A 15,600-nucleotide genomic window follows, 5' to 3' on the forward strand; every position below is an offset into this window, starting at 1 on the left:
GGGAGAGGGAGGGGCAGGGGGAGTTGACTTCCGAAGGCGCTCGCGGGGGTCTCACACCCGCACGGCAGACCCGCGTTCGCTCATCTGCGGCGCACACAGCACCCGCTTCTTCCGTACGCGCTTGCCCTCGATCGCCGCGACCGTCAGCCGTGCCGCCTCCGCCGCGATCTGGGTGAGCCCCCAGTCCACGGTGGTCAGCGGTGGAGTGAGCACCCGTGACACCGGATGGTTGTCGAAGCCGACCACGGAGACGTCCCGGCCGACCTCCAGTGAGGCATCCGCGGCGGCGGCGTACACCCCGTACGCCAGTGAGTCCGAGAAGCAGAACACGGCGGTCGCGGGGCGGGCCCCGTCCAGGACGCCGCGTGCCACCGCCGTCGCCTCGCCCAACTCCTGCGGGCAGGGGACCAGTTCGGCCTGGAGGCCGAGGCGGTCGGCCGCCTCGCGGACATACACGTCGGCGGGCCGGTCCGGGGTGCTCGGGCGGGTCGGGGTCAGAACGGTCACCCGGCGGTGGCCGAGGCCGTGCAGGTACTCCAACACGGCGTCGATACCGGCCCGGTTGTCGAAGATGACCTGCCCGGCCGTACGGGCCCGGCTCAGCGAGTCGCCGACGGCGACCACCGGCAGCGAGTCGGCGATCGCGGCCCAGCCCTTCGCGGACGGATTCACGGGAGACACCAGCAACGCGTCGACCCGCTGGTCGCGCAGCTGCTTGGCGAGGGCCAGTTCACGGTCGGGGTCGCCACCCGCGTCGAGGATCAGCGCGTAGCGGTCGCCGGCCAGCAGCTCCCGGCCGATGGCCGCCATCAGCTGCTGCTGCCACAGGTCCTGGAGGTCGCCCGCGAGGACGCCGACCATGCTGGTACGGCCGCTGACCAGTGCGCGGGCGATGGGATCGGCCTCGTAGCCGAGTTCGGCCGCGGCCTGGCGCACCCGTTCCTCGGTCTCCTTGGAGACGTGTTTGCCGCGCAGGGCGTACGAGACGGCGGCGGTGGAGAGGCCCGTGGCCTCGGCCACCTCCCGAAGGGTGGTGCGCTTGCTGGGCCTGGCCATGCCCGGAAGCCTACCGGGACGCGTCCGCATTGTGGGCACACGGCCCGCCGGACGCCGCCGTGGTCCCGTCCGTACTCGGCACCGCTCCTCAGCGCGGGCCCTGTCGCCGCAGCCGACGCATGCTTGACAGCTCCGCTTGTTAATCGCTTAAGTTAACCGTATAAGTGAAACGCTTAACCTGGGTTGACCGCCCCTTCCTATCCCTTGCCAGCGTCTTTGCCAGCCCGAGGACCGCCGCGTGCCCACCGACGTCCACCAGCACATCTGGCCACCCGACTTCATCGAGTTGCTGCGCTCCCGCACGACACCGCCGTACCTCGACGGCTGGACCCTGCACGCGGGCAGCGAACCGCCCTACGAGGTCGACCCGGCCGACCACGACATCCCGGCCCGTACGCGTCTAGCCGCCACCGACGGCCTCGGCCTTGCCCTGGTGTCCCTGTCCAGCCCTCTCGGCATCGAGTACCTGCCGCCCGCCGAGGCCGCCCCGTTGCTGGCGGCGTTCCACGACGGCGCCCTCGCGCTGCCGGCCCCCTTCGGCGTCTGGGCCTCTCCCTGTCTGTCGGCACCGGACCCCGAGGCCGTCGAACGCGAACTACGGCGCGGCTGCGCGGGCCTCCAACTGCCCGCCACAGCCCTCCTCGACGCGGCCGGCTGGACCCGTTGCGCCCCCTTCCTCGACGTCCTCACCCGCCACGGCAAACCCCTCTTCATCCACCCGGGCGCGGTCCGGCCCACCGCCGACGCCCCGCCTTGGTGGCCCGCCCTGGTCCCGTACGTGCATCAGATGCACACGTCCTGGTTCGCCTTCCGCGCCTTCGGCCGCGCCCGCCACCCCCGCCTGCGCGTCTGCTTCGCCGCACTCGCGGGCCTCGCCCCGCTCCACGGCGAGCGGCTCGCGATCCGCGGCGGCGGTCGGGGGCAGGTCGACTTCGACGCGTTCTACGAGACCTCCTCCTACGGAACTCGCGCCGTGGACGCGGTCGTTCGTGCCGTCGGCATCGACGTGGTCGTCGGCGGCAGCGACCGCCCGTACGCACCTCCCGTCATCCCCGACCTCGGCGCCGCTGCCGCCGTCCACGCGCTGCGCACCACCAACCCCGCCCGCCTCCTGTACGGCCACGCCTGAGCCGTGTCCCCATGGCGGACCCGACCCGAAGGGAGCCACTCATGACGTACGAGTCCCTGCCCGACCGCACCCTCGACAAGCGCGAACTCCAAGTCCTCGTCGACGACCTCGCCACCCGCCCCGACCTCTGGCGCGAACAGGTCGCCTTCTCCGACGAACAGCGGCACTACGCGTCCTTGTACCGCGACGAATACGTCGACGTCTGGCTGCTCTGCTGGACCCGGCAGAACGACACCGGCTGGCACGACCACGACATCTCCTCCGGGGCCGTCGGCATCGTCCAGGGCGCGCTCCACGAGTCCAACCCGCGCATCGGCGGCAGCCACCTGTCCGTCACCGTCACCACCGGCGAGTCCTTCTGCTTCGGCCCCGAGCACATCCACCGGCTCACCGGCGCCACCGACGACGCCGTCTCGATCCACGCCTACTCACCACCGCTGTGGCGCCTCGGCCAGTACGACATCACCGAGGACGGCCTGATGCGCCGCATCTCCGTGTCGTACGCCGACGAGCTCCGCCCGCTGGACGCCCCGGCGGCCTGAGGCGGACTGGCCCGACCGATCGGCCCTCAGCTCCGACCCAGGTCGAGCGGAGCACTGAGGGCGAGATCTTCATCGAGCTTCGCGACCACGGCAGCGGCGATGGACGGCGTGTGACTCATGGCCCACGCCTCGACCGCACCGAGGAAACCGACAAGCCGATCCTGAACCGAGCCCAGGAGTCCCGGCAGTTGAGCCAGAGGGAGATCGACAGGGGGACTCTCCGGCCGCTCCCCGTCGGGCCACAGCCGGGCAACCGCCCCGGCATGCTCGACGCGCGGCGCGGGATCGTGGCCGAGCCACGGCTCGGCACCCTTCATCAGATCAAGCCAGTCCCGCCAGTCCTCCAGACCGAAGCAGCACCCGGGCACCGCTGTGACCCCGGTGGCCGTGTCCCGGATCCGCAGCCCACCGGGAGCGATGACGCACTCGGTCGCCAACAGACGGCCAACCTGCTCCAGGCTGTCCTCGGGTGCGCGTGGCCGGCGTTCACGCTGCCCCTTGTTGTAGCTCGTCAGAACCGCCATGGCGGTGCCGACTTCAAGCGAAGACAGCTCGCCGGACAGGGCCAGGAGCCGACCCGGAGGCGAATCGGCAACAGGCCACAGATCGAAGTCGGCGGCCACGTAGGTCTCCAGTACGGCATCCATGATCAGCACACCTCCAGTGTCGCCCGTCGCCGTCGGGATGCGGAGGCCGCAATCAAATCCCCCGTCTTTGCCCGTCCACCACTGCTCCTCGGCTCCGACCGCGGGGCATGTCAGTGGCAGGGGCGATGCTTCACCTGTGACGACCCATGATGAGCACCCGATCGCCGGTCCAGCCCAAAACTGCGACCTACCTGATCCGCGTTCCGTGATCGAGGACACCGACTGGGCTGCGTTGGACCATGCCTATGGGGCGGCGCACGACACGCCGATTCGCCTGTGTCAGCTCCTGGACGAGGATCCGGATGTCCAGGCCTATGCGTTGGAAATGCTGGACATGTCTGTGCTGCACCAGGAGTCCTTGTACAGTGCGACGCCGTCGGCCGCGCTGTACGTGGCCTCGATTCTGGACGACCCCCGCACCCTGGCCCAGCACGAGAACTACTCAACCTGGGACGACCGTCCTCGGCCGTTGCGTGCAGCCCTGCTGGACTGGCTGGGCCAGGTCGCGGAATCGGCAGCCTACGGCGAGACGACCGATGAGGCGGACGGCAACGCCCCGGGAGTCTCCGACGCCGTCCGGGTCGTCCGCGGCACGCTCCATACTGCCGTCTCCGCACATCTGTTGGCCCTGGACTCCACCGTCCGAGAAGCCGCCCTTGCGGCCGCCTCCGCACTTCTCCAGGCACCCGATCTGGCCGGGCGGATCACCGGAACCACCCGGCACCTTCGTCGGCTGCTGACCGAGAGCACCGACCGGCGTGAACGCGCCGCCACTGTCCTGACGATCGGCTCCTGGGGCGAGGACACGACCGGCTGGCTCGCCGACCCCGACCCGGCCGTCCGCGCTTGCGCGGCCCTAGCGCCCGGCTGTACGGGCAACAGCCAGGCAACACAGGTGATCTTCCACGCCCTGCTCGAACCCGCCGCCGTCGACGCCTGGTTCCGCGAACCCACAACCGTCGCCCCCTGGGTCGAGGACCCACTCCCGCAGATCGACGGCCGCCTGCGGTACGCCTTGCTGTCCGCGGCAGTCGAACGCGCCAACCACTTCGAGGAACTGCTCCCGGTCGCCATGGCCTCGGTGCCCTTTTGCAGCAACCTCACTGTCGCCGACGACTGGGGCCCGCTGCTCGCCGCGGCGTTCCCGACCGGCTACAGCCGGCATGCCGACCTCACGCCGGCCCAGCACCGCTACCTCAGCGCGCTCGCCGCCCGAGACGTCTGCTGGCGATACACCCACCTCATAGCGTCGTGGCTGCGGGACGTCGGCCTTCCCGCGGACCGGGATGCCATCAAGGCGCTGCTGGGGCGGGCCCGGTGAAGGGTCCTCGCTGTCATGTCGGAGGCTGCCAGGTCATCGGTCCGGTCCGAACTTGCTCGCCCCGGCGGCAGCGGCTAACGTACAACCTAATGATTGTACATCAAGAGTCTGCCGAGCGAGCCGATCGCATCTTTCATGCCTTGGCCGATGCGACGCGGCGCGAGATCGTGGCTCTCACACTGGCCGGTGAGTACTCGGTCTCGGACCTCGCGCGGCGGTTCCCGATGAGTTTCGCGGCCGTGCAGAAACATGTGGCGGTCCTGGAACAGGCCGGGCTGGTCACCAAGGAGCGGCAGGGCCGGGAGCAGCGAGTTCGCGGCAGCGCGGACTCCCTGCGTGAGGCCCATCGGCTGCTGGACCAGCTGGCAGATGTGTGGCGTGGACGCATCGACCGGATCGGCGCGATCCTCGCCGATCCCGATCCCGATCCCGATCCCGATACCCATCCGCATCCCCGTCCCGTTGCGGATGCCGGTGCCCACCTCGACCTCCGAGACGGCAAGGAGCATTGCCATGACCGTGATCGACGTTCAGAAGAATCCTGAAGCCCTCGCGCTGACGATCACCGCGCGGTTCGACGCGTTGCCGGCGCGGGTGTGGCAGGTCTGGGAGGACCCCCGTCAGTTGGAGAGGTGGTGGGGGCCGCCGACCTACCCCGCGACAGTCGTCGACCATGACCTGAGCCCCGGCGGCGCGGTCACGTACTTCATGACCGGGCCGGAAGGTGACAAGCACTACGGGTGGTGGCGCGTCCTGACCGTCGATAGCCCGCACGGGCTGGAGTTCGAGGACGGCTTCGCCGACGACACCGGCAAGCCCAACCCGGACATGCCGACCATGACCGTCCGCGTGCGGCTCACGGCGGACGGCGTGGCAGCCACCCTGATGACGGTCGAGAGCACGTTCCCCACGTCCGAGGCGATGGAACAGCTGGTGTCCATGGGCATGGCCGAGGGCATGACCGCAGCCATGGGCCAGATCGACACCCTGGTGGCCGAACCCGCAACCTGATGGCGGGCCGAGTCAGTCTTCGGTCGGCACGCACAGGACCGGAACGCTCGACAGGTGCAGCAGCTTGTGGGGAGTCGAGCCCAGCAGCGCTCCGCGCATCGGGCTCTCCCCCCAGCTGCCCACCACGATGAACCTCGCCTCGTGGCGTGACGCGGCGTCGATCAGCGCCTGGGCCGGCTTCTGGTCGATGATTTCGACGGTCGTCCGTACGTCGGCCTCGTCGGCCACCCTGACGGCGTGGTCGAGTGCGACGCGTCCGGCCTCGCGAACGGCTTCGTGGTGAGCCCCGTACTCCTCACCCAGGGTTCCCGGAGCCGCGGCGCCGTAGACCAGCACGAGCGGCTCGTCGAACGCGGCGGACACCTCGATCGCGACACGGAGTGCGCGTGCCGCGCCCGGTGACTCGTCGTATCCGAGGACGACCGACATCTCAGGACTCCTTGCCGTGGACGAGATCGGCGTCGGCCACACCTGGGCGTTCCGACCAGAAGACCGGCGACATCAGCCGCCGTACGACCATGAGCACCACACCGATGAGAGCGATCCCGATGCCGATGACCAGCGGGGGACCGAGGCCGAACCACGAGACACCGCTGTAGGAGTTCTCGGGGTCGGCCATGTCGGAGACCGATTCCACCAGCAGCCACGCCAGCAGCCCGGCGCCGACCAGCGGGCCCAGGCCGATGAGGACGAAGTAGCGCACGCTCTCGGTCAGATGGCGGCGGTAGTACACCGCGCAGGCGACACCCGTGAGCGCGTAGTAGAACGCGATCAGCAACGACAGCGCGGTGAGCGAGTCGAAGAGGGCGTTGGTGCTGATCTGGTTGACGACGAGGTACCAGGCGATGGCGATGCCGGCGACCCACCACGTGCTGACGTCGGGCGTACGGAACCGCGGGTGGATGTGGGCGAAGTGCTCGGGCAGCGCGTGACGGCGGGCCATGGACAGCGCCGTGCGCGACGCCGGGATGATCGTCGTCTGCGTCGACGCCAGCGCGGACGTCGACACCGCCAGCAGTACGACCCAGTCCCAGCCGCCCATCACCTCGGTGGCGAGCAGGGCGAAGACGAACTCCTCCTCGTCGGCGTTCTCGGCGAGGAAGGTCGTACCGGCGTAGGCCACGACCGCGAAACCGACCGACAGATAGGTCACCAGCAGCACGACCGTCGACCAGACGCCCGCCTTGCCGGGAGCGGTGGCGGAGTTCTCGACCTCCTCGGTGAGATTGACCGCCGATTCCCAGCCCCAGTAGATGAACACCCCCAGCAGCAGGGCTCCGGTCAGCGAAGCGCCGCCGGCTCCGAAGGGGTTGAGCCACTTGAAGGCGGGGTCGATGGAGTCGAAGGAGCTGGTGCCCGCGTAGACCCGGTAGAGCGCCACCACGACGAAGGCGATCAGACAGGCGACCTGCGCCAGGATGAGGACGTTCTGCACCTTGGCCGACACCTCGGTGCCGACGACGCACACGGCCGTCATCACGAGGATGAGCAGCACCGCGAGCGACTGGCGTACGAAGTCGTTGTCGGCCCAGCTGTCGAGGCCGAAGGCCAGCAGCGCGAAGCTCACGGCTACGTCCGCCAGCGATCCGACGACCAGAACTCCGGTCATCGCGATGGCCCATCCACCGAGCCACCCGGCCCACGGGCCCATGGCCCGGGTGACCCACGAGAAGGTCGTACCGCAGTCCTGGTCGACCTTGTTGAGGTAGTAGAACGCCGACGCGATCAACAGCATCGGCACGAACGACGCGACCATCACGCCCGGGGCGTAGATGCCCACCAGCGCCACGATCGGACCGATGACCGCCGCCAGCGAGTACGCCGGGGAGGTGGAGTTGAGACCGATGACGAGCGCGTCGACGAAGCCGATCGCGTTGGCCTTCAACCCGACAGGTGGGGGTGCGTCCGCAGTGTCGTTGGCCATGTTCCCTCGCTCCGGTTGTGCGTGAATCCATACAACAGGGCGTTGTGGAACTTTTTACGCTATTGAGGGCCTCTTGGATACGTATGTCACCTGGGCAGACGTCTCCGGGTACGTGAGCGGTGGCGGGAGGTCAGACGGCGGGGTCGTCGGACCCGGGCCCGGGTACGGGCGTGTCCTCGCGCATGCCCCACGGTGACCCGTACTCCGTCAGCAGGTCGAGGAACGGGCGGGGCGGCAGTGCCTCCGGGCCGAGTACTCCGCTGCCGTGCCACGCTCCAGACGCGATGAGTTCCAGAGCGGCCACGGGGTTGATCGCGGTCTGCCAGACCACGGCCTGGGAGCCGTACTCCCGCATCGACCACTGGTTGTCGACCACGTGGTAGAGGTACACCTCCCGGGGCCGGCCGTCCTTGGTGCCCTTGACCCAGGTACCGGCGCACGTCTTGCCGTGCATACGGTCCCCGAGGCCGGCCGGGTCGGGCAGGCAGGCGGCGACCACGTCCCGCGGGGAGACCGTGACCTTGCCCGTTCCGGCGCTGGTGCCGCCGTTCACGGTGACTGGGTCCGTGCGGTCCAGGCCCAGTTTGTGCAGGGTCTGGAGGATGCCGATGAACTCGTCGCCGAGCCCGTACTTGAAGGTGACCCGCCGGGCCTTCAACCACCGGGGGACCAGCAGCACTTCCTCGTGCTCGACGTTGACGCACTCCACCGGCCCGATGCCCTCCGGGAAGTCGAAGACCTCGGGCTCGCTGAAGGGCGGCGTGGTGAACCAGCCCCGCTCCGCCTCGTAGACGACCGGTGGGTTGAGGCATTCCTCGATGGTCGTCCAGATGCTGAAGGACGGGGCGAAGTCGTAGCCGTCCACGACCAGGTTGGCGCCGTCGCGGATGCCGATTTCCTCGATCTCGTCGAAGAGGACGTCGGCGGCGTAGCGGGCGAAGACGTCCGACATGCCCGGCTCCACACCCATGCCGACCAGTGCGAGCCGGTCCGCCGCCTCCCACTCGGCGGACCGCGCGAACTGCGCGTCACCCAGTTTCACGCCGCACTCCTGGTAGGGGCGGGTCGGGTGCGGCCGGGACAGGGACATCGCCATGTCCAGGTAGTGGGCGCCGTGGGTGAGTGCCGCGTCGAACAGCGGCAGCACGAAACGGGGGTCAATGGCATTGAGCAGGACATCACAGCGGTGCTCGGCGAGAGCGGCCCGCACACCGGCCGTGTCCGAGGCGTCGAGCTGCACCGCCGTGAACCTGCGTTCGTCCTCCCCGAGCGCCGCGACGGCCGACTCCGCCCGCGCCGGGTCGTAGTCGGCGACCACCATGTGCTCGTAGAAAGAACGCCGGGCCGCGATCCTCGTGATCGCGGTCCCGACGCCTCCCGCTCCGACCAAGAGAACTCGCATGGCGCGCACCCCTTCGTCCCGCCGTCACAGGGGGAGCCCCCTGCCTGTTCGGTGGGCCAGGACGATATCAGCCGGACCGCCCGGTGAGAGGTGACTGATCCGGAGATGTCGCGCCATGCTCGTTCGACTTCGTATGGGCAGGTCAGAAGCGGATTCTGCGGTGCCGCGTCGCCTAGATCACCGCTGCGCCGCGTGTGGCTGAGCGGGGCGTGGTGCTGGGCGGCGGTGTGGTGCTGTGGGCCTGGAGTTCGATGGCCAGGGGTGCGGCGGTGAACATCGAGGAGTACGTGCCCACGACGATGCCGATGAGCAGGGCGAGGGCGAAGTCGGTCAGGGAGTCTCCGCCCAGCAGGGTGAGGGCGGAGAGGATGAACACGGCTCCCATGCCCGTGTTCACCGTGCGGGGGAGGGTCTGCAGGATCGCGGTGTTGGCGAGGCGTGCGAAGGGTGTCCTACGGTCGCCTGCCGACAGTTCCCTGATCCGGTCGAAGACGACGACGGAGTCGTTGACGGAGTATCCGATGACGGTCAGCAGGGCCGCGAGGAACACTCCGTCGATCGGTTTGCCGAGCCAGGCGAAGACACCGACGAGGATCAGGGCGTCGTGTGCCATCGCCGCGACCGCGGATGTGCCGAAGGTCCAGCGGAAGCGCACCGCGAGATACAGCAACTGGGCGGCCAGTGCCGAGGCGAGGGCGATGAGAGCCCCTCGGCGCAGTTCGTCCCCGAGGCTCGGGCCGATGAGCTCGTCCCGGATCTTGTCGGCACCGCCCGCGAGGTCGCCGATCGTCTTGTCCACCTTCGCCGCCTCGGCGTTGGACAGTTGGTCCGTCCGTACGGAGAGGTCGCCGTCGCCGGAGGTCTGGACGACCGCGCGGGGCAGACCCGCGTCGGCCAGTGCGTCCCGGGCGCGGTCGGCGTCGACCGGGGCGGAGGTCGCGTACTCGATGAGCCGTCCGCCGGTGAACTCGACGCCGAAGTCCAGCCCCCGGAGCGCGATGCCCGAGGTGGCCAGGACGAGGGCGGCGGCGGATGCGGCCAGCCAGGTGCGGCGCCGGCGCATCAGGTCGGGATTGCGGCGGACGAGCCAGTCGCGGACCTTCCCGGTGTCCGCGATGCCGGTCAGACGGGGACGGCGTCGTACGGATCGACGGGCGACCGCGTAGTCGGCGAGTACGCGGGTGATGACCAGGGCGCTGAGCATGGAGGCGAGGACGCCTATGCCCAGGGTGACGCCGAAGCCGCGGACAGGTCCGGAGGCGAGGAAGAAGAGCAGGCCCGCGGCGATGAGAGTGGTGATGTTCGAGTCGGCGATGGCGCTGAACGCGTTGCGGAATCCGGCGGTGAGGGCGGCGCGCAGGCCCTTGCTCTGGCGGGCCGCGTACTCCTCGCGGGCCCGTTCGAAGACGAGCACGTTGGCGTCGACGGCCATACCGATGGCCAGGACGAAACCTGCGAGCCCCGGGAGGGTGAGGGTGGCGCCGAGCGCGGCGAGAGCCGCGTAGGAGATGACTCCGTAGCAGGCGAGGGCTACGGCGGCCAGGGCGCCGAGGAGCCGGTAGACGGCGATGATGAACAGGGAGGTCAGCGCGGTGCCGATGACGGCGGCCCGGGCGCTGGCCTCGATGGCCGATGCGCCCAGGGTCGGGCCGACGGTGCGCTGTTCGACGGTCTCGACCGGTACCGGCAGGGCTCCGCCGTTGATGAGCAGGCCCAGTTCGCGGGCCTCGTCACGGCTGAAGGAGCCGGTGATCTGGGTGGACCCGCCGTCGATGCCCGTACGGCAGGCGACGGAGGAGTTGACCTGCGGGGAGGAGATGACCTTGTCGTCCAGGACGATGGCGACGCGGCGGGCGGGATCGCCGGCGGGACGACACGCCGCCTCGCCCGTCAGGCGGGCCCAGGCGTCGCCGCCCGCTCCCTTGAAGTCGACGCCGACGTACCAGCCGACCCCGCTCTGCTGGTCGATGCGCGCCTCTGCGCTGTCGACGTCCGCGCCGGTGAGTGCCGACGGGCCCAGGCGCACAGGCTGACCGGATTCGTCGGGCAGGACGAGTTCCCCTGGCTTCTTGGGCAGCGGCTGACGTGAGGCTTCGCCGGCGTCCGCGGTGCCGAGGACCGGATGGAAGGCGAGTTGGGCGGTACGGCCCAGGACGTCGGCGGCCTCACGCGGGTCCTGGATGCCGGGCAGCTCGACGATGATCCGGTTGTCTCCGGAACGGGCGATGCTGGGTTCGGCGACGCCGAGCGCGTCGATGCGGTGGCGCAGTACCTCCAAAGTGCGGTCAGTGGCCTCCGAGTCGGCCTTGGCTGTGGGTGAATCCCGGGTTTCCAGGACGATTTGAGTGCCGCCGCGCAGATCGAGTCCGAGGCGGACCGGCACGGACAGGGTGATGTAGAGCGACAGGGCGAGAACGGCAAGGGCGAAGAACGCCCGCACGCGAATGGCGCGCGTCAAGGGTGCCTCCAACAGGCATACCGCAGCCGTGAGAAGGGTGCGGTGGGGATCGACTGGGTGACGTCAGATGCCGTTGGAGGGCGGCGGGCCCCGCCCGCTGTGACGCTCGGAGTGCTGTGGAGGCGTGAAGGTGCCCTGGGAGAGCGGCAGTTGTGGCCCGGACTCCGGCAGAGGGAGCACCAGGCTGGGCGGGACGGACACCCCGCCCGGAGTCAGAGTGTGCCATTCGCCCGGCGTGGTCCTGCCGACGCGGGGCTGCTGGCCGCAGGTGGTGGTGCACTTGTCTTCGGCGTTGCTACGGGTGTCGGCCTTGGTGGCGACACTTGTGGCCGGGGGGATTTCCGCGGCCGGTGCCGGGCTCTGGTGGGCGGCTGCGACCGACGCCGGTGTGACAGGGGAGGCCGCAGCCGGGATGCCCTGGAGGCCGAGTACGCCGAGGAGTGCGAACAGCGCCGACAGGAGCGCGCCGGCGATGGGGGTGAGGTTCCGGCTGTCGGAGGCGGAGGACGCACGGGTTTGCTGTGCCATGCGATGCCTCCTCCTCCACTGCTTCTGGTGGAACCTCCGGGCCCGGTCAGGGGCAGGGCCGCCACGGGTGGCGGCCCTTGAGGACAACGCATGAGGAACGCATAAGGTTCGCGCGGGACGGTACGGATGGCGAATCCGGTCCGGGGCTTCCTCAGCCGTCGTTCGTGTCGTCGTCGGGTACCCAGCGCAGTACGTCACCGGGCTGGCAGTCGAGTGTGCGGCAGATCGCGTCGAGGGTCGTGAACCGCACGGCCTTCGCGCGGCCGTTCTTCAGTACGGCGATGTTGGCGGGCGTGATGCCGACGGCAGCGGCGAACTCGCCGACCGACAGGTTGTGTCTGGCGAGCTGGACGTCGAGGTCGACGACGATCGCCATCAGACGACCGCGGCGATCTCGGTCTGCAGATCCGTCGCCTTGCGCAAGAGGCTTCGCATGATGACGGTGAGCATCGCGAACGCCGCTCCCACGCCGACGCTGATGATCGCGGCGCCCAGAGCGCTGAGTTCTTCCATACCGTCGTCGGGAGACGGGATGTCGGCCACGAAGAGATGTCCGGCGACCCCGATCGCCAGCAGCGTCGCCACGACGGAGGACCCGATGACGATGTCGACCCACCGGAAGGCCAACGGCGAGAAGATCGCGCCGCGTCGGACCATGGCGAGCAGCATCCACACTGCGACGAGGGCGACCTGGACACAGACGACGCCGACGATCGCCACCGTCACATACGGCGTTGCGAACGGTGCGTAGGGAGGGAAACGGTCGACCTCGTCCGCCGCTGTCGTCGGAATGACTACGATCTGGCCGAAGAGACCGAACAGGATCGCTGCGGCGATGCCGGCGCGGAGCGCGGCTATGAAGAGACGATGCATGCATCGATTATCGATTGGTATCGATCGAAAAGCAATCGATTCTGTTCGGATCTGGAGGCGTTGCGGGTGGAAGTCGATCTCGCGCGTCGGATTCTGACGGGAACTCACTCGGGAGGTGCGCCGTGTTGAGGGGACCTGGGTGGCGGATGTCGGGCCTGGCCGGGCTCGCCGTGACACGGCGCTCCTTCCGGCGACGGCGTCCTGCCGCACGTCCGATGCTCGATCTGCTCGAGCCGTGGGAGGAGGAGGTCGACGAGCAGGCCGCGCGCGTCCAGGTACTCACCGGGATCCGCGGGTTCCCGTACCGGCCGCGCCGAGCCGAGGACGTACCCGGCGATGCTCTCGCGGCACTTGGTCAGGCCGTTGGGGCCAGGAGGGTCGAGGACCTGTTCGTCGTTCCGGCCCAGGCCAGGCCCGGCCGTCTCGGAGGCGGCCGTCGGCAGATTCTGACGCCTGCCAGTGTGCTCGGGTTCGGATCCGGCGGTGTGGCGATGTGGGTCGGTGCTCCCGCTCTCCCCGGAGTGCGAGTAGTTCTCCGCCCGGAGCAGGTGGCCGCGATCGAGACCGAGCACATCCTGCTGTACGCCCGCCTGACGATCCTCGCCACCGACGCGCGGCTGAACATCCACTACAACGCCGTCGCCGATCGCGAACTGCGGCCTCTGCTGCTGTCCTTGCGCCGCTGTGTCGCCGGCACCGCGCTGGACCTGCCCGCTCCTGTGCCGAACGCCGGGCTTCCGTACAAATGGCGCCGACTGCTCACCTCGGGTGCGGCGTGCCTGGACGACGACGATACGGTCGCTGCGGTCGCCGGGGCCCTGCCCGTGCCTCGGTGGGGCGAAGCCGCGTACGCAGCTGTTGTGCTCACGTCCCGCGAGCTCGTCGTCCTCGCGGACCCCGTACACGCCGAGGGGGCCGGTGGCCGCCACGGCGTGGACACCCACTGCATTCCCCGCGCGAGGATCGAGCAGGTACGCGCGGATGGCCCGCTCCTGCGAGTCCGGGTTTGCGGAGCCGATCTCCAACTGCCGTTGGGCGGGGAGCTGTCCGCCCGGGTCGTTCAGGCCTTCGCTCGGCATCTGCCCACCGCTCAGTGACCTTCGGCCGAGGCGGGCATGTCTCGGGGCGGGCGAATGGGCGGGCGTACGGCTGCTGGTGTCCAAGGCATGTCGTCGCTACCGATGAGAACGTGCCCGGCGCTCAGTCTGCACTTGAGTACGCCTGTGGACGACGACGGGAGACGAGAGTGAGCAGATGTGCGAGCGGGGTGGACCGGTGGCGTCGACGGACGGCCCGGGTGGGGCTGGTGGGTGCGGCTCTGGCGGGGTTGGTGGCCGGGCTGGTCGTCGGAGGGCCGCCCGCCGGGGCGTCGGCGGAGGCGTCGGCCGCTGCCGGAGGACGGAAGACGATCACCGGTGAGATCGACGGGGCGGAGTACCGCGTCGAGCTGCCCGCCCGCTGGAACGGGACGCTGGTGCTCTACAGCCACGGGTACTTCCTGGCCGAGTGGGTGCCGGAGGGCGTCCAGGTGGCGAACCGGGTCGAGACCGAACAGTGGCTGATCGAGCACGGCTACGCGGTGGCGGCGTCGAAGTTCAAGAACGACGGCGTCGGCTACGGCGTCCAGGACGGAGTGACCGACCAGGTCGCGCTGCTCGACTGGTTCGAGGAGCACGTGGGCGAGCCGCGGCGGACCGTGTCCAGCGGCATGTCGCAGGGCGGTCTGATCGCGGCGCTGCTCGCGGAGCGGAACCCGAAGCGCTTCGACGGGGTGGCCGCGATGTGCGCGGAGTACGACACGCACGCGACGTGGAACTCCGGTCTCGACATCACGTTCGTGGTGAAGACCCTCCTCGCGCCCGGCGAGGACATCGAGTTGGTCCGGGCCGGCGAGGACGCCGCGGCCAGCCGGGACGCGTTGGCCGCCGCGATCGACCGTGCCCTCGAAACGCCGCAGGGGCGGGCCCGGCTGGCCCTCGCCGGAGCCGTGGCGAACATCCCGGGGTGGTACGCGGCGCACGAGCCGAAGCCGAGGACGACCGACGAACTGGTCGCCGCCCAGTCTCTGTGGACGAAATGGGCGTACAGCTATGGCATCGGCCCGGTCGGCCGGACCGAGTTGGAGGCCCGTGCAGGCGGCAACCCGTCCTGGAACACCGGCATCGACTACGGTCGGCTGCTCGCCCGGTCGAGCCAGCGAGACCTGGTCCGCGACGCGTACGCCGCCGCACCCGGCGGCGACCTGGGCGCCGACCTGAAGCGCCTGGCGAAGGCGCCGCGGATCCGGCCCGACGCGAAGGCGGTGGCCTACCAGTACCGCCACGGCATCGTCCGAGGTACGACGCCGGCTCCTGTCGTCACCCTGCATTCGACCGGAGACGGCGGCGCGGTGACCGACCAGGAGCGGTGGTACGCCGACCAGATCCGCCGCCACGGCAACTCCGCCTCGCTGCGGCAGCTGTGGGTCGACCGCGGTGGGCACTGCTCGTTCAGCTCCGCCGACGAACTGGTCATGCTGCGGACGCTGCTCGACCGGATCGACGACGGGCAGTGGCCGAGCACCACACCGACACGGCTCAACGCCTCGGTGAGCGCGATGGGCCCGGCGTACCAGAAGGTGCTGGACCTCGGCACCGGTGCGGACCTGCCGTTGGAGCCTGCGTACACCAACTTCACACCGCCGCGGATGCTCCGCCCGTCGCGGTGACT

At 69.8% G+C, this 15,600-nt stretch carries 16 protein-coding genes; 7 read left to right on the forward strand and 9 right to left on the reverse strand.

The window, feature by feature from the left end; genetic code table 11:
• Positions 1-51: 51 nt before the first annotated feature.
• Complete coding sequence (locus AOK17_RS09495; RefSeq protein WP_055611914.1) at positions 52-1,056, reverse strand: LacI family DNA-binding transcriptional regulator; 1,005 nt, start codon at positions 1,054-1,056, stop codon at positions 52-54.
• A gap of 238 nt (positions 1,057-1,294) precedes the next feature.
• Between AOK17_RS09495 and AOK17_RS09500 the strand changes: the two genes are divergently transcribed.
• Both AOK17_RS09500 and AOK17_RS09505 read left to right on the forward strand, forming a co-directional pair.
• The gene (locus AOK17_RS09500; protein WP_055611915.1) at positions 1,295-2,185 is read left to right on the forward strand and encodes an amidohydrolase family protein; all 891 of its coding nucleotides are present in this window, start codon (positions 1,295-1,297) and stop codon (positions 2,183-2,185) included.
• A 41-nt stretch (positions 2,186-2,226) separates the two neighbouring features.
• Positions 2,227-2,727, forward strand: coding sequence for a cysteine dioxygenase (locus tag AOK17_RS09505; RefSeq protein ID WP_063997193.1), 501 nt, complete (start codon positions 2,227-2,229; stop codon positions 2,725-2,727).
• A 26-nt stretch (positions 2,728-2,753) separates the two neighbouring features.
• Here AOK17_RS09505 and AOK17_RS09510 read toward each other — a convergent pair whose 3' ends face one another.
• Positions 2,754-3,374, reverse strand: a complete 621-nt coding sequence (locus tag AOK17_RS09510; RefSeq protein ID WP_245697077.1) for a hypothetical protein — start codon at positions 3,372-3,374, stop codon at positions 2,754-2,756.
• A 325-nt stretch (positions 3,375-3,699) separates the two neighbouring features.
• Here AOK17_RS09510 and AOK17_RS09515 point away from each other — a divergent pair, with 325 nt between their 5' ends.
• From AOK17_RS09515 to AOK17_RS09525, 3 genes are all read left to right on the forward strand, one after another.
• The gene (locus AOK17_RS09515; RefSeq protein WP_245697073.1) at positions 3,700-4,695 is read left to right on the forward strand and encodes a HEAT repeat domain-containing protein; all 996 of its coding nucleotides are present in this window, start codon (positions 3,700-3,702) and stop codon (positions 4,693-4,695) included.
• A gap of 140 nt (positions 4,696-4,835) precedes the next feature.
• The gene (locus AOK17_RS48205) at positions 4,836-5,240 is read left to right on the forward strand and encodes an ArsR/SmtB family transcription factor (protein ID WP_245697074.1); all 405 of its coding nucleotides are present in this window, start codon (positions 4,836-4,838) and stop codon (positions 5,238-5,240) included.
• Complete coding sequence (locus AOK17_RS09525; protein WP_055611920.1) at positions 5,209-5,706, forward strand: SRPBCC family protein; 498 nt, start codon at positions 5,209-5,211, stop codon at positions 5,704-5,706. Before AOK17_RS48205 ends, AOK17_RS09525 begins: the two co-directional genes overlap by 32 nt.
• 12 nt (positions 5,707-5,718) lie before the next feature.
• On the opposite strand, the gene AOK17_RS09530 is transcribed toward AOK17_RS09525, so the two are convergent.
• The 7 genes from AOK17_RS09530 to AOK17_RS09560 form a co-directional block, all read right to left on the reverse strand.
• Complete coding sequence (locus AOK17_RS09530; RefSeq protein ID WP_055611921.1) at positions 5,719-6,135, reverse strand: universal stress protein; 417 nt, start codon at positions 6,133-6,135, stop codon at positions 5,719-5,721.
• A gap of 1 nt (position 6,136) precedes the next feature.
• Entirely contained in the window at positions 6,137-7,630 is a 1,494-nt protein-coding gene (locus tag AOK17_RS09535) for an APC family permease (RefSeq protein ID WP_055611922.1), read from the reverse strand.
• A gap of 130 nt (positions 7,631-7,760) precedes the next feature.
• Complete coding sequence (locus AOK17_RS09540) at positions 7,761-9,032, reverse strand: saccharopine dehydrogenase family protein (RefSeq protein WP_055611923.1); 1,272 nt, start codon at positions 9,030-9,032, stop codon at positions 7,761-7,763.
• A 172-nt stretch (positions 9,033-9,204) separates the two neighbouring features.
• Entirely contained in the window at positions 9,205-11,490 is a 2,286-nt protein-coding gene (gene secD, locus AOK17_RS09545) for a protein translocase subunit SecD (protein ID WP_055611924.1), read from the reverse strand.
• A 63-nt stretch (positions 11,491-11,553) separates the two neighbouring features.
• On the reverse strand, positions 11,554-12,018 hold the full coding sequence (locus AOK17_RS09550; RefSeq protein ID WP_055611925.1) for a hypothetical protein: 465 nt from the start codon (positions 12,016-12,018) through the stop codon (positions 11,554-11,556).
• Positions 12,019-12,169: 151 nt separating this feature from the next.
• On the reverse strand, positions 12,170-12,394 hold the full coding sequence (locus tag AOK17_RS09555) for a helix-turn-helix domain-containing protein (protein ID WP_055611926.1): 225 nt from the start codon (positions 12,392-12,394) through the stop codon (positions 12,170-12,172).
• Complete coding sequence (locus AOK17_RS09560) at positions 12,394-12,891, reverse strand: DUF2975 domain-containing protein (protein ID WP_055611927.1); 498 nt, start codon at positions 12,889-12,891, stop codon at positions 12,394-12,396. Before AOK17_RS09560 ends, AOK17_RS09555 begins: the two co-directional genes overlap by 1 nt.
• A 215-nt stretch (positions 12,892-13,106) precedes the next feature.
• Between AOK17_RS09560 and AOK17_RS09565 the strand changes: the two genes are divergently transcribed.
• The gene (locus tag AOK17_RS09565; RefSeq protein WP_157881293.1) at positions 13,107-13,988 is read left to right on the forward strand and encodes a hypothetical protein; all 882 of its coding nucleotides are present in this window, start codon (positions 13,107-13,109) and stop codon (positions 13,986-13,988) included.
• A gap of 149 nt (positions 13,989-14,137) precedes the next feature.
• Positions 14,138-15,598: an alpha/beta hydrolase family protein gene (locus tag AOK17_RS09570; RefSeq protein WP_157881294.1), complete on the forward strand. Its 1,461-nt coding sequence runs from the start codon at positions 14,138-14,140 to the stop codon at positions 15,596-15,598.
• Positions 15,599-15,600 lie beyond the last annotated feature (2 nt).

This window comes from Streptomyces phaeochromogenes (assembly GCF_001418655.1).
GTDB classification, from domain to species: domain Bacteria; phylum Actinomycetota; class Actinomycetes; order Streptomycetales; family Streptomycetaceae; genus Streptomyces; species Streptomyces phaeochromogenes.